The following is a 14,256-nucleotide window of genomic DNA, read 5'->3' on the forward strand; positions in this document are numbered from 1 at the left end:
GTATGGCGGCCTACGCAACCCTGATTCCCTTGTTTCCGTTGCTGGCCGCGCTGCTGATCGGCAGCCTGCATTTTTGCCGGATTATCGATGGCGAGGCCGGCGAGAAAACTACGGCTCGGCTGGCTTTAACGGCTATCAGCCTATCGGTGTTGACCGCCTTAAGCTTATTGATAGCTGATTTATCCGGCCAGCTTCCCGACTCAGTCTCATACGGTACCTGGCTGCGCAGCGGTTCGCTGATCATAGATTACAAACTGACTACCGGCGGTTTCAATCTGGCTTTGGCGAGTCTGTTTTCCTTGCTATTGCTGGTTGCGTTGCGTTTCTCGGTGAATTACCTGCACCGCGAGGCCGGCTTCCACCGCTTTTTTTTCATCCTGAATCTATTTGCGGCGGCCATGCTGCTGTTGGTGTTGTCCGGCAACGCGGTGTTTACCTTTGTCGCCTGGGAGATGGCCGGGGTTTGTTCTTACTGGCTGATTGCTTACGCCTACGACAGACCCATCGCCGCGCATAACGCCACCCGCGTATTTGTGACCAACCGCATCGGCGACGGCGGTTTTATTTTGGCAATCGGTCTGGCCCTGGCCTGGTTGGAAAACGCCGATTGGCAAACCATCAACAGCAGCGCGGCCGATCTGGAAGCGGGCGATGCTACCTTGCTGGCCCTGAGTTTTGCCGTGGCGGCATGCGCCAAATCTGCGCAGATTCCGTTCACGCCCTGGCTGGCGCGGGCAATGGAAGGGCCAACGCCGTCCAGCGCTATTTTCTACGGCGGGGCGATGATCCATGCCGGCGTGTTTTTGATGATTCAATTGCAGCCCCTGTTCATGCAGGTACCGCTGGCCATGCTGGTGTTGACGGTGGTTGGCGCACTGACGGCAATTTACAGTTATTGGGTAGGCTTGAGCCAGACCGATATTAAAAGCTCGCAAATCTTTGCCACTTCCGCGCAACTGGGCTTGATGTTTGTCGAATGCGGTTTGGGATTTTGGACTTTGGCGGCCTGGCATCTGGGTGCGCATGCGGTAGTGCGGTGCTATTTGCTGCTAACCGCGCCGTCCATCTTGCACAACACCCACGGACAACCGATTCGACCGGTGGCGCCGGCGCTGGCAAATTGCCGCTGGGCCTTTATCGCTTCCTTGCAGCGCGGCTGGCTGGAGCCGGCCATGGATTGGTTGTTGGTGAAACCGGTTATGCGCCTGGCCAAGGATGCGCGCTACATCGACGAGCACATCGTCGATCCTGCCTTGGGCGCGCCGGCACCGGCTATCAAAGCGGTGTCGTCCTTGGCGCAATGGGAAGAGCAAAAAATGGGCGCCAACCTGGATAGCCAGGAAGACAGCTTCGCTCAAGGCAGCGGTCTGGCCGGCAAATTGGCGGAATGGACCGCAGCCTTGCTGAACTGGTTTGAATATCACTTCATTCTGCGCGGCATCGGCCGCGATTCGATTCGATTTGGCCGGCGCCTGGGTCAGGCTGCCAACCGTTTCGAACAATTATTGTTACAGCCGCGCTATCTGGCGTTGTTTGTGTTGATCACCTTGATGGTAGCGCTGGGATACCGATGAATACCCCTATTGTTTTCTGGCAGGCAGTGGCGGCGGTACCGCTATTGACCTTGATGACGCTGGTGCCTTTGCTGGCCATGTTAGCGGTGGTGTTTGCCAAGCCGATTTATAGCGTGCGGCTGGCTTTTGCCGGCGCATTGCTGAACGTATTGCTGAGTATTTATCTGTTGCTGATATTCGACTCGGAAACCCCTGGGCTACATCTTGCCGAACATTTTCAACTATTGGGCATGAACTATCGGGTTGGCGTGGACGGTACCAATATTCTGTTCATTCCACTGACGGCAATTTTAGGCTTGCTGGCGCTGGTCTATACCTTGATCACGCGGCATCGCAACGACCGCTTGTTCATCGCCTGCCTGCTGGCCTACCAAGGTATATTAATCGGCGCATTCGCGGCGCTGAATACGCTGCAATTCTGGTTCTGGTGTTTGCTGGAACTGGTGCCGGTGGTGTTATTAACGGTATTTGCCGGTACCGGTAAGCAGCGCAATCAGGTGGTGAAATCGGTCTTGCAATACTGGCTGTCCGGTTTGGCGATGAGTCTGGCCGGCTTTGTGTTGCTGAGCTATGGTTTGGCGCAAAATGGTTTGGATTTGAGTTTCGATTGGTTGACCCTAAAACATCACAATCTGGCGATTCCCAACGAAACCCTGATCTTTATCCTGCTGTTTTTCGGTTTTGCGATCCGCATGCCGTTGTTTCCGTTTCATGCCTGGTTACCGTTGCTGGCGGAGCACGGCACCGCCGCCAGCGCGGCGATTTTTCTCACCGGTTTAAAGCTAGGCATCTACGCCTTGATCCGCTTCATCCTGCCGCTAGTGCCGGGTGCGGCCGAGCAATGGGTGCATTTTGTCGTCGATTTGGGCTTGATCGGGATTTTTTACGGCGCCCTGCTGGCGCTGATGCAAATCAATATGCGCCGGCTGTTGGCGTTTGCGGTGATCAGTCATACCGGCATGTTGGCGATAGGCGTGTTCTCCTTCAACGATTTTGCCTTGGAAGGCAGCATTCTGCTGTCGATAGCTTATGGGTTGGCGACAGCCGGCATGCTGTTCAGCATCGGCTTGATTTACGAACGTACCCGTACTTCCTTCCTGCCGCGTTTGGGCGGACTGTTCGAGACCAATTCGACCATAGCCTTGCTGTTTTTGATTTCCGCGCTCAGCACCATGGTCATGCCCGGCACGCCGGGTTTCGATGCGGCGCATCTACTGATAGAAGGCACCATTGAGGAACACGGCTGGTACATCGCCATCGCGATTTTGCTGGGTAACGTGCTGGGGGCGGCCTTTCTGTTGTGGGCGTTTCAAAGGCTGTTTATTGCTCATGCCAAACGCATTGTTCAGCCTTACGGCAGCGTCCACCATCCGGTGGTTAAGGAGCGGATTATCGCTGTGACCATCTGCGGCCTGCTGATCGGCACCGGTTTTTACACCACGCCCTGGCTGAAATATATCGATCAGGAAGCCAAGGAAATCGGCGAACATTATCCGGAACATCACAGTCACCACATGAACGGCCCGCACCATGACTGATAGTTTTCCTTTGCTGTCCCTCTGTCTGGTCTGGCCCTTGTTGGGGGCCTTATCGCTGGCGTTCATCCAGGATACCCAGTTAGCCAAGCGCGGCGCTTTGTTGGTAGCCGTTGTGGAATTGTTGTTTTCCGTCGCGGCGGCTGGGGTTTTCGATAGTGCACGCGGCGATTTTCAGTTGCTGGAAGACTATGCCTGGATACCGGGCCTGAATATTCACTATCAACTCGGCGTGGACGGTATCTCGATCCTGTTTTTGCCGATGACGGCCTTGCTGACCCTGATGGCTTTGTTGGCCGGCTGGAACAGCGTGCGGCAGTTAAACCGCTTTCAGTTGGCATTGATGCTAGCGCTGGAGAGCGTAACTATCGGTGTATTTACCGCATTGGACCTGGCCTTATTCTTCCTGTTTTGGGAGCTGACCTTGCCGCCGATTTTTTTCTTGATCGGGTTATGGGGCGTAGGCGCAGAGCGACGGTACGCGGCGATGAAATATACCTTGTATATGTTATTCGGCGGCGTGCCCTTGTTGTTCGGGATTATTTTGCTGGCGATTAATCACGCGCAGGCTAACGGCGGGACCATTCCGCAGGATTTGGCTTTCAGTTTGCCGGTTTTACTCAACACGCCGATATCCGAGTCGGCGCAGGGTCTGATCTTTCTGCTGCTGTTTTTGGGGTTTGCGGTGAAAGCGCCGCTGCTGCCGTTTCATACCTGGCTGCCGACCACTGCCATTGAGGCGCCGACTTTTCTGAGCGCCTTGCTGGTCGGTTTGAAACTGGGCGTTTACGGCATCATTCGTTTTGCGATACCGCTGGCGCCGCAAGCCGCCTTGGAACATCGCTGGCTGTTGGCGATACTGGGTGCGGTGACGCTGATTTACGGCGCCTTGATCGCGTTGCAGCAAACCAATCTGCGCCGTTTGCTGGCTTATTCCAGCATTAGCCATGTCGGCCTGGTCATCGTTGGTATCGCCGCTTTTAATTTGCAAGGTTTACAAGGTGCGGTCATGCAGTTGCTGAATTTCGGTATAGTCGCCGGCAGCCTGATGTTGATCGCCGGCATGATCCAGCAACGCTTGGGTAGCAACGATCTGGTTCATCTCGGCGGCTTGGCCAAACCCATGCCGCGCTTAACTACGCTATTTTTCGTGTTTGCGCTATCCAGTATCGGCGTGCCCGGCACCAATGGCTTCCCCGCGGAATTGCTGATGATACTCGGCGCATTGCAGGCTTATCCGGCACTGGCGATGGTGGCTTTGTTTGGCGCGGTTTTGGGCGCGGCGTATCTGTTGGGTTTTGTCAGACGGGCATTCTTCGGCCCGCTTGTGCACAACAGCGTAGTCAAAGTACAGGATCTGCGCCCACGCGAGTTGGCATTGCTGGTCGTGCCGGCGCTGCTGGTATTGGTGATAGGTCTGTATCCGCAATGGCTGTTGTCCTGGCAAGAAACCAGTGTGCAGTCCTGGTGGCAGCGCTTAAGCGTGGTGGCTCCGCGGGCGGCACCAACATCCATACTCACGCAGAGAACCACAATTTCAGGCGCGCTGAGCGATGGTTCAATATAAATTTTGCTTTAACCCAGATTTAAAGCGTAAAGCAATTGCCATGTAGTTTCGATTCGATATAGTATTGCCAGTAAAGACACATTCTTTTGAACAACCCGTTCCGGATCCGCTCCAGAACGCATAGTGATAGAAAATAAGGACACCCATTATGATTACACCCACGAAATTACTGCTGGAAAACAAAGCCTGGTCGGAAGAAGTCAGTAGGAAAGATCCTGATTTTTTTGTCCAGTTGGCCAAAGAGCAAAGGCCCGACTTTTTATGGATAGGCTGCTCGGATAGCCGGGTGCCCGCGGAGACCGTCGTCAACGCCAAGCCCGGCGAGATTTTTGTGCATCGCAATATTGCCAATCAGGTCATCGTCACCGATTTCAATTGCCTGAGCGTCTTGCAATACGCCATTTCCGTCTTAAAAGTTAAGCATGTTATCGTTTGCGGCCATTACGGCTGCGGCGGCGTGAAAGCGGCCTTGCAGCCGCAAAAATCCGATCTGGTTATCACCAATAAATGGCTGCTGCATATTAAAGATGTCTACCGTTTGCATCAGGAAGAGCTTGAGTCTATTGCGCCGGAGAAAAAAACCGATCGCCTGATCGAGCTGAATATCATCGAGCAAGTTTATCGTCTGGCGCATACCTCGATTATTCAGTCGGCCTGGAAACACGGGCACAAACCCACTTTACACGGCTGGGTATACGGCCTGAACGACGGTTTGATTAATGAACTGATCAAGCTCGACCATAACACGCAAATCAATCCGATTTACCGCTATGCCGACTAGCATCCGGATTTTCGCAACGACTGGGTAAACCAATGACATCGCAATTGAATTCTTATATGAAACATCTGCACCAGGACTTACCGGCCGGTATCGTGGTCTTTCTGGTGGCTTTACCGTTATGCCTGGGGGTTGCGCTAGCCTCCGGTGCGCCGTTGTTCTCCGGCATTATCGCCGGCTTGGTGGGCGGCATTCTGGTTTCCTGGGCCAGTGGCTCGCAATTAAGCGTTTCCGGACCGGCAGCCGGATTGACGGTTATCGTCTTCGAAGCCATCGAAACCTTGGGCGGCTTTGGTGGTTTTTTACTCAGCGTGGTGCTGGCAGGCGGCTTGCAAATAATTCTGGGCTATTTAAAAGCCGGGGTAATTGGCGCATTTTTTCCGGCTTCGGTGATTAAAGGCATGCTGGCGGCGATTGGTTTGATTTTGATTATCAAGCAAACGCCGCATGCCACCGGTTACGATACCAGCTTCGAAGGCGATGAAAGTTATATGCAGGAGAGCGCTGAATCCAGCTTCTTCGAATTGTCCGAGGCCTTGGAAGCGATTACCCCCGGCGTTACCATCGTCAGTGCCGTGGCACTATTGATTTTGGTGATCTGGGATTCCGGGTTTATCAAGCAGTTCAAGCTTTTAAAGTTAATTCCCGGTCCGTTGCTGGCGGTGATTTGGGGTGTCGGTTTCAACGCTCTGGCAGTGCGTTTTGCCCCGGAAATGATGATTGGCGAAAAGCACTTGGTGTCGCTTCCCGAGTTGGGCAGTGCCGCCAACTTTATCAACCAATTGCGTCTACCGGATTTCAGTTATTTCAGTAACCCGAAAATTTACAGCGTGGCGGTGACCATTGCGATTATCGCCAGCCTGGAAACCTTGCTGAGCATAGAGGCGGTCGATAAATTGGACCCGCACAAACGGGTTGCGCCGACCAATCGGGAGCTGAAAGCGCAGGGCCTGGGCAACATGGTCAGCGGCTTGATGGGCGGCCTACCAATTACCGCCGTGATCGTACGTAGTTCGGCCAATATCAATGCCGGCGGCCAGACCAGAATCGCGTCATTCTTACACGGCGTTTTGCTATTGGTCAGTGTGCTGTTTTTTGCGAAATATTTGAATATGATTCCGTTAGCCTGTTTGGCGGCAATTCTGCTGCAAACCGGCTACAAACTGGCGAAGCCGGCACTGTTCGTGGAGTTTTATCGGAAGGGCTGGAATCAGTTCGCGCCTTTTGCGATTACCGTGGTGGCGATTTTATTCACTGACCTGTTGTTGGGTATCGCGATTGGTATGGCGGCTGGATTCTACTTCGTCTTGAAAGCCAACTTCCACGCAGCGATTACCTTGACTCAGCACGGCGATCATTATTTGTTGCGCTTACATAAAGATGTCTCTTTCTTGAATAAAGCCTTGCTACGTAAGCATCTATCTGCCGTAACCGATGACTGCGAATTGCTGATTGACGGCTCCAAAGCGTTGTTCATCGATCAAGACATCATTGAAACCATCGCGGATTTTCTGCTGGCCGCGCCGGACCGCGGTATTAATGTGGAAATCCAGGGCTTTAGCGTCTCTTGCGACGTGTCTTCGTCCGCCCACTGATGCATAACCGGCTACTTTAAGCCACTACCCATCGAAAGTTGTTAATCGGTTTCGGAAAACGCCGTGCCGAAACCGATTTTTTGACGCATGAATTTCGAATGTTTTTGCTAGCGGAGTCTAATTGCTAAACTCCGCTTTGCTAAAAATCCGCTCAATCACCTTTTGAAATCTTAGCCCTATAATAGCCTGGGCAGTTGGCGACTTTCTCCGCGCCAATTTTTCCAATCTCCACGAGGCTATATCAACCATGTCCAAAATGCGCGTTGCCTCCCTGTCGATTGCCGGTGTTATTGTCGGTGGAATTGCTTTGGTGACAGGGCTGTTGCTGGCATCGCTACCCGCCGAAAATGGCGAAGTGGTTTTACCTGGCCTTTCCAGTCAAGCCAGCGTCAAAAGCGATACCTTCGGTGTGCCGGACATCGAAGCAACCCGGCGGGAAGACGCCTATCGCGTGCTGGGCTACTTGCATGCTCGCGACCGATTGTTTCAGATGGAATTGATGCGCCGCAAAAGCGCCGGGCGCCTGGCCGAATTGTTCGGCGCCAAGGCACTGGACGCGGACCGCAAGCAACGTGTCTATCAAATGGATCGCGCCGCGCAACGCATCGTTGCCGATTTGCCCCCGGCTCAGCGTTTGACGCTGCAAGCTTATGTCGACGGCGTGAATCAATTCATCGGCACTGCCCGTATTCTGCCTCCGGAGTTTCTGGTGCTACGCCACCGCCCCGAGCCTTGGCGTCCCGAAGACAGCATCCTCGTCGAGTTGGCGATGTTTCAAACCCTGAACGGCCAGGAACAGGACGAGCGCATGGTCAGCGTCATGGCCCACGCGCTGCCTCAGGAGCTGGTGACTTTCTTGACGCCCGATACCGATCCCTACGCCAAGGAATTAATCGGCGGTAGCCTACCGCGCCGCTTTAATCCGTCAATCCCGCTTGCCGCACTGGCCAGCCTGCCCGGCACCGATTCAACGTTGGCCCTCAATCAAGCGGTCGATGCCGAAAACGTGGTATCCGGGTCCAACAACTGGGTGGTTGCCGGCAGCAAAACCCGCGATGGCCGGGCGATGATCGCCAGCGATATGCACTTGGCGCTAAATGTGCCCAACATCTGGTACCGCGCCGATCTGAGTTATGGCAATCGCCATATTTACGGCGTGACCTTACCTGGTGCTCCTGCCGTAATCCTGGGTGGCAACGATGATGTGGCCTGGGGCTTTACCAATGTCACCGGCGACTTTCTGGATTTGATCCGCCTGGAAACTGATCCCGCCCATCCCGGCCAATATCGCACCCCGCAGGGCTGGCAAGCGTTCACCGAACACCAGGAAACCATTCGGGTTAAAGGCGAACCTGACGTGACGCTGACCTTACGCGACAGCGAGTGGGGACCGGTGTCCGATCAGGACTTGCTGGGCCAACCCGTGGTGATCAAATGGACTGCGCTGGAACCGCACTTTGTGGACCTGGGCCTGATGGATATGGACCAAGCCCGTAATACCCAGCAAGCCATGGCGGTGATGAATCGATTCGGCGGACCGCCGCAGAACGTAGTGATTGCTGATCGTGACGGCCATATCGCCTGGACTTACATGGGCCGCTTCCCCAAACGCCGCGGATTCGACGGCCTGATCAGCCAGTCGTGGGCCGACGGCAAGCTTGCTTGGGATGGTTCTATCCCTCCCGATGAATTGCCGCGCCTGTTCGATCCGGCGGACGGTTTTATCGTCACAGCCAACAATCGTACTCTGGGGCGGGATTACCCCTATGTGATCGGCCATAACTGGTCCTTGAGCTATCGGGCGCACCGGATTGAAGAGTTGCTGAAAAATCGCGACGGCCTGACCGAGCCGGATTTGCTGGCAATCCAATTGGATACCCGCAGTGAAATTCTGGCGTTTTACCAGCAATTGGCGCTGGACGCTCTGAGCAATCCGAGCGCGGCGGACGACAGCTTGCAAAAAGCCCGCAACGCCATCGCCGCATGGGACGGTTACATGAAAACCGGCAGCATAGGCGCGCCAATCTTGAGTGAATTCCGCACCCGCCTGGCCGGCGCAGTGTTTGAAAAAGTGGTGGCGGCCGGCCAAAGGCTGGACCCGCAATTTCGTTACGCCTGGCGGGAAATGGAAACGCCGCTGCGGCAATTATTGACGCAACGGCCCAAAGGCGTGCTGAACCCGCGTTATCAAGACGATTGGCAGGCGATGATCGTGGCAACCTTGCGGCAAACCGTGCAAGCGCTGCGTGAGAAATATCCTGCTGTCGAGCCCAATCAACTGACCTGGGGCATGACCCACCCGGTTAATTTACGCCACCCGTTCAGCAAAGTGGCGTCTGCTTTGAGCGGCGTGCTGGACATGCCCGCCTTCGACAGCGACGGCTGCGCCAGCGTTTGCGTCAAGGTCATGGACAACGCCCATGGCGCCAGCGAACGGCTGGTGCTGTCGCCGTCGCACCCGGAAAACGCCCTGTTCCACATGCCGGGCGGCCAGTCCGGCCACCCTCTATCGGCACATTACCGCGACCAGCAGGATTATTGGCGGGATGGCGTGGCCTTGCCAATGAAGTCGGCGGCGGCTGGGGATGTGTTGCATTTTGTGCCGAGGTGACGGTAGCCACGCATCGCGTTTCATCGAAAGTTTGAATATGAAATGACAGAAAAGGGCCAACAACCTTGTCGGTGCGATTCGCTTGCGTAATCGCACATTTTGAGGCCAGCATATCCTCCGCTATCGGAGCAGGCTCAATTTGATTCAATCACTTTAACTTCACTGGTCATACCTAGCTCTTACCAGAGACATGCAGATGAAAAAATTCGATGCTAGTCGATAAGTTAATATGTCACAGTTCGTTTCAAGGTCGATGGGCAGTTTATCTAGTGTAACGTCCCCGACAAATACTTATGAATGGTAGAATTGGTGGGTATGAGAACACCAAAGAAACTTGAGTTGAGCGAGCAAGACCGTACCCTGCTGAATCGGTGGGTGAAAAGTCGAGCCATAGGAGAGAAGCAGACGTTGCGGGCGCGAATCGTATTGATGACTGCCGACCGTCTGCCTTCGCAAACGATCATGGACACCTTGAAGATCAGTGGGCCGACGCTCAATTTGTGGCGTCGGCGCTTCGTGGACAGCGGTATTGACGGATTGAAAAAAGGCAAGACGCGGCCCTCGCGAGTGCCGCCGTTGTCGGTGGAGAAGGTGCAAGAAGTGTTGACGTTGACGATGACCGGCAAGCCGGCCCACGCAACACATTGGAGTTGCCGGACGCTGGCCGAGCAGGTCGGCATTTCACGCATGGCGGTGCATCGCATTTGGCGCGAGCACCAGCTGAAGCCGCATCGGGTCAAGGGCTTCAAGGTCTCGAACGACCCGCAGTTTGAAGCGAAGTTACGGGATGTGGTGGGGCTGTATCTGGAGCCGCCGGAGAAAGCCATCGTGTTTTCCGTGGATGAGAAAAGCCAGATCCAGGCACTGGATCGCACGCAGCCAGGTTTGCCGATGAAACCCGGCAAGAACGGAACGATGACGCATGACTACAAACGCCACGGCACCACAACCTTGTTCGCCGCCCTCAATGTTCATGAGGGCACGGTGATCGGCGAGTGCGTACCTAAGCACCGCAACGATGAGTTTCTGAAATTCTTGAAACTACTCGACCGCCGAACCGACAAGGAGTTGGCCGTCCATTTGATCGTCGACAACTATGCCACCCACAAACATCCCAACGTGAAAGCCTGGCTGGACAAGCATCCGCGCTTTCAGATGCACTTTACGCCGACGTCAGCGTCCTGGGTGAACTTGGTTGAACGATTCTTTCGTGACATCACCGAAGAACGTATCCGTCGCGGGGTATTTCGCAGTGTCGACGAACTAAAGCTGGCCATCATGCAGTACCTCGAACACCGCAATGCCCACCCAAAGCCGTACCAATGGACAGCTACTCCTGATGCCATCTTGGCGAAAGTCGACAAAGCTAAAGCAACGTTAGGGACGTTACACTAGCTCATTGTTGGACGAACAGAAAGACGAGGATTGCAGAGGAATGAGATCGCACCGCTACTACCACTGGCTTGTTGGGGCACTCGCTTTGTTACTGGCGATCTTGTTGCTGGACCGAGTTGTTTCCGCATCGATCTGCATGCAACTTCTTGGTTGGGACCTACAGGCGAAGCAGATACAAACTCGTGCCCTTTGGTCTTGGGTTATCGCGGTGGGCATTATTATCCCCAAGCGCCGGAACGATTCCCGGTGGGCAGTCTGCCGGCTACTGGGCAAAATACCAGTGTTTTTTCGCCTCACTATCGTGTGGTTGATTGTGCTTGTTCCATTCTACAATTCGGAGCGCCGCTTCTGGGAGACAGCGGCCTACGTCAAATTACACGACGAGAGCAGAATAGTAAGGCCAGGAGAGCTCGATGTGGATTTCGTCATTATCACACCCTCGCGATTTCCAGGGCGCATCTACTACGATGCCCGAGCGACTGGTAATCGAGAGGCCCTTTTACTCGCGCTTAAGAAGAAGGGCTTGGAGGAAATCCAACAAGTGGATGCGCCGGATGGTCCCTGAGCCATGTAAGCCATCATAAGCAAGAGGGTTTCCGGCAAACTTTAAATCCCCAGAAATGCCTATTGGCTTGTTCTAGATTTTGGCTAAATTGGAAATCAGCCAGGATACGCGGTGAGTACCCTACAACTACAAATGTTCTGATGGGACAAATCGGCGTTCGGTATTTCCGAAATTCAAAAAAGCCAGACTATCCGTGTTTACACCCGGCAATCAATCCCTCCAACAAATCCTTCTGCCGCTCGATACTCCCGCACAAGGCAAATAACGCCTGCGCCCGTTCCAAGTTTTGCCGGGGCGTGCTGACTTTGAAGTATTGGTTGCCGTCCAGGTAATCGCTGAAAAAGCGCAGGCCCAGCTCGAAGGGAATCAGCCAGATGGCCGGGTAGAGAAAGTCGTAGTCGTCGGCGGTGAAAAACTCGCCGGCTTCTTGCAGGTAGCTTTCCAGTATGGTCTGGCAGCGGGTCAGGTCGAATTCGTTGTTGCTGGGGTTGTGGCAGCAGGAGCGCAGGCAGTCGCCGATGTCGTAGTGCACCAGGCCGGGTTTGACGGTGTCCAGATCGATCAGGCTGACGATGCGGTCGCTGCCGGGTTCGAATAGAAAGTTGTTTAGTTTCGGGTCACCGTGGATCACCCGTTCTCGCAGTTCACCGCGTTGCTTGGCTTGTTCCAGGACGGGGATTTGTTGCTGCATCCGGTCGATAAAATCCCGGCATTCTTTAAATGCCGCATCGACGGTGACTTGTAGCGGTTGCGCCAGCTGTTGCCGATAAGTTTCAAAATAGCTTGGCGTGATATGAAAGCCCGGCAGGGTGTCGTGCAGTTCAGCGGCGGGCAGGTCGGCGCACAGCTTGTGGAAGTGGGCCAGGGCAAAACCGACTTGGCTGGCTTCCGCCAGGTTGCTGATGTGCTCGCGGCTTTCGGCGGGCTCGATTAACTGCAACGCTCGCCAGACTTGGCCGCTGTCGTCCCGGTAACTCGCTGATCCTTCCAAACTAGGCAGCATGGCCGGAATTTGCAGACACACATCGCCGGGACGCTGAGAGCCGATATGCCGATTCAGCCGTTGCAGATTGGCGATGACCTGCTCCGGTTGCGGAAATACCCGGCCGTTCAAGCCTTGCAACACAAAGCGATTACCCTTGCTTGGGGTGACGAGATAGGTGTCGTTGATCAGGCCGTTACCGAGCGCGCTGATCTGCGGGTTGCTGCCGAGGCCGGTAAATTGTTCGGCTATCTGCTGTAGCCGACTCACAGCCCGGCAAGTTGTTGACTAAGCGCCCGCAAGGCTTGGCCGCGATGGCTGAGGGCGTTTTTTAATTCCGGGGCCAGTTGCGCCGACGAGCATTGGTATTGTTCGACCCAGAACACCGGATCGTAGCCAAAGCCGTTTTCACCTACAGCCTGCCGCAGAATCCGCCCTTCCCAGACACCTTGGGCGATAATCGGTGTCGGGTCCAACGCATGGCGCAGATAAACCATCACGCAGATGAAACGCGCGCTGCGTTCTGCGTCCGGCACGTCGCGCATGTCTGTCAGCAACTTGTCCAGATTCGCTTGGTCCGAAGCGCCGACGCCGGCATAACGCGCCGAAACCACGCCGGGCGCGCCGCCCAGCGCATCCACCGCCAAACCGGAATCGTCGGCGATAGCCGGCAGTTTGCAATGCGCCGCAGCGTTGCGGGCCTTGATGATAGCGTTTTCGATAAAGGTCGCGCCGGTTTCTTCCGGCTCGACCACATTAAACTGCGATTGCGGCAGGATTTGGTCGTTTTGCAGGATGGCCTGAATTTCCCGAATCTTGCCGGCATTACCGCTGGCTAAAACGATCGAACTCATTTTTTACAGCACGACTCGCAGCGGCGCGGGCTTTTTGGCTTCGCGCAATGCGGCTTGTTGTTTTTCGATCAGTTGGTTGATGCCCAACTCAGCCAGCTCCAGCATCGCGTTTAATTCGTCTTTTCTAAAGGCATGGCCTTCGGCGGTACCTTGCACTTCGATAAAGTGGCCGGCTTCGTTCATCACCACATTCATGTCGGTTTCGGCTTGATGATCTTCGGCATAGTCCAAGTCCAGCACCGGCACGCCGTTATAAATGCCTACCGATACCGAGGCCACTTGGCCGTGCAGCGGGTTTTTCTTGATTTTGTGGGTTTTTAACAGATGTTCGATGGCAATCGATAGTGCAACAAAGCCGCCGGTGATGGATGCGGTGCGGGTGCCTCCGTCGGCTTGAATGACGTCGCAATCAATGGTGATGGTGTTTTCGCCGAGGGCTTTTAAGTCGATAGCGGCGCGTAAGGAACGGCCGATCAGGCGTTGAATTTCCAGCGTGCGGCCGCCTTGTTTGCCGCGGCCGGCTTCGCGATCCATCCGGCTGTGAGTGGAGCGCGGGAGCATGCCGTATTCGGCGGTGACCCAGCCCTCGCCTTTGCCTTTTAGAAAACGCGGAACACTGTTGTCGACGCTGGCGGTGCACAAAACCCGAGTATCGCCAAATTCCACTAACACCGAACCTTCGGCGTGTTTGGTGTAATTGCAGGTGAAGCGTATTTCGCGCAGTTGATCGGGGTTGCGTCCGCTTGGTCTCATATTCATCTCGCTGGTCTATAAATTGCCGACATTATACTGGCTTTACC

General features: G+C 54.8%; 11 protein-coding genes. 8 read left to right on the forward strand and 3 right to left on the reverse strand.

Translation table 11 applies throughout. The annotated features are described in order from the left end of the window. The first annotated feature begins 2 nt into the window (after positions 1 to 2). The 8 genes from ACMXD4_RS00435 (at position 3) to ACMXD4_RS00470 (ending at position 11,620) form a co-directional block, all read left to right on the forward strand. A complete protein-coding gene (locus ACMXD4_RS00435) occupies positions 3 to 1,574 on the forward strand; it encodes a proton-conducting transporter membrane subunit (RefSeq protein WP_415879539.1) in 1,572 nt (523 codons plus the stop codon). Beyond that, positions 1,571 to 3,112 carry a complex I subunit 4 family protein gene (locus ACMXD4_RS00440; protein ID WP_415879540.1) on the forward strand — a complete coding sequence of 514 codons (1,542 nt, stop codon included), beginning with the start codon at positions 1,571 to 1,573 and terminating at the stop codon, positions 3,110 to 3,112. The genes ACMXD4_RS00435 and ACMXD4_RS00440 overlap by 4 nt, the downstream gene beginning before the upstream one ends. After that, entirely contained in the window at positions 3,105 to 4,676 is a 1,572-nt protein-coding gene (locus ACMXD4_RS00445) for a complex I subunit 4 family protein (protein WP_415879541.1), read from the forward strand. The genes ACMXD4_RS00440 and ACMXD4_RS00445 overlap by 8 nt, the downstream gene beginning before the upstream one ends. Positions 4,677 to 4,824: 148 nt before the next feature. After that, positions 4,825 to 5,457, forward strand: coding sequence for a carbonate dehydratase (gene can, locus ACMXD4_RS00450; protein ID WP_101053740.1), 633 nt, complete (start codon positions 4,825 to 4,827; stop codon positions 5,455 to 5,457). A gap of 32 nt (positions 5,458 to 5,489) precedes the next feature. Beyond that, positions 5,490 to 7,049, forward strand: coding sequence for a SulP family inorganic anion transporter (locus ACMXD4_RS00455; protein WP_101053743.1), 1,560 nt, complete (start codon positions 5,490 to 5,492; stop codon positions 7,047 to 7,049). A gap of 247 nt (positions 7,050 to 7,296) precedes the next feature. After that, positions 7,297 to 9,660, forward strand: coding sequence for a penicillin acylase family protein (locus ACMXD4_RS00460; RefSeq protein WP_415879542.1), 2,364 nt, complete (start codon positions 7,297 to 7,299; stop codon positions 9,658 to 9,660). A gap of 315 nt (positions 9,661 to 9,975) precedes the next feature. Further along, the gene (locus ACMXD4_RS00465; RefSeq protein WP_415878126.1) at positions 9,976 to 11,055 is read left to right on the forward strand and encodes an IS630 family transposase; all 1,080 of its coding nucleotides are present in this window, start codon (positions 9,976 to 9,978) and stop codon (positions 11,053 to 11,055) included. 40 nt (positions 11,056 to 11,095) lie between these two features. Next, a complete protein-coding gene (locus ACMXD4_RS00470; protein ID WP_415879543.1) occupies positions 11,096 to 11,620 on the forward strand; it encodes a hypothetical protein in 525 nt (174 codons plus the stop codon). A 187-nt stretch (positions 11,621 to 11,807) separates the two neighbouring features. Here ACMXD4_RS00470 and ACMXD4_RS00475 read toward each other — a convergent pair whose 3' ends face one another. From ACMXD4_RS00475 to rph, 3 genes are read right to left on the reverse strand one after another with little or no spacing between them, the layout of a single operon-like run. Beyond that, positions 11,808 to 12,872, reverse strand: a complete 1,065-nt coding sequence (locus ACMXD4_RS00475) for a phosphotransferase enzyme family protein (protein WP_415879544.1) — start codon at positions 12,870 to 12,872, stop codon at positions 11,808 to 11,810. Continuing rightward, a complete protein-coding gene (gene rdgB, locus ACMXD4_RS00480; RefSeq protein WP_415879545.1) occupies positions 12,869 to 13,456 on the reverse strand; it encodes an RdgB/HAM1 family non-canonical purine NTP pyrophosphatase in 588 nt (195 codons plus the stop codon). The genes ACMXD4_RS00475 and rdgB overlap by 4 nt, the downstream gene beginning before the upstream one ends. Positions 13,457 to 13,459: 3 nt before the next feature. Continuing rightward, entirely contained in the window at positions 13,460 to 14,209 is a 750-nt protein-coding gene (gene rph, locus ACMXD4_RS00485; RefSeq protein WP_171697841.1) for a ribonuclease PH, read from the reverse strand. Between the last annotated feature and the right edge of the window lie 47 nt (positions 14,210 to 14,256).

It is taken from the genome of Methylomonas sp. TEB (assembly GCF_047777895.1).
Classification (GTDB): Bacteria; Pseudomonadota; Gammaproteobacteria; order Methylococcales; family Methylomonadaceae; genus Methylomonas.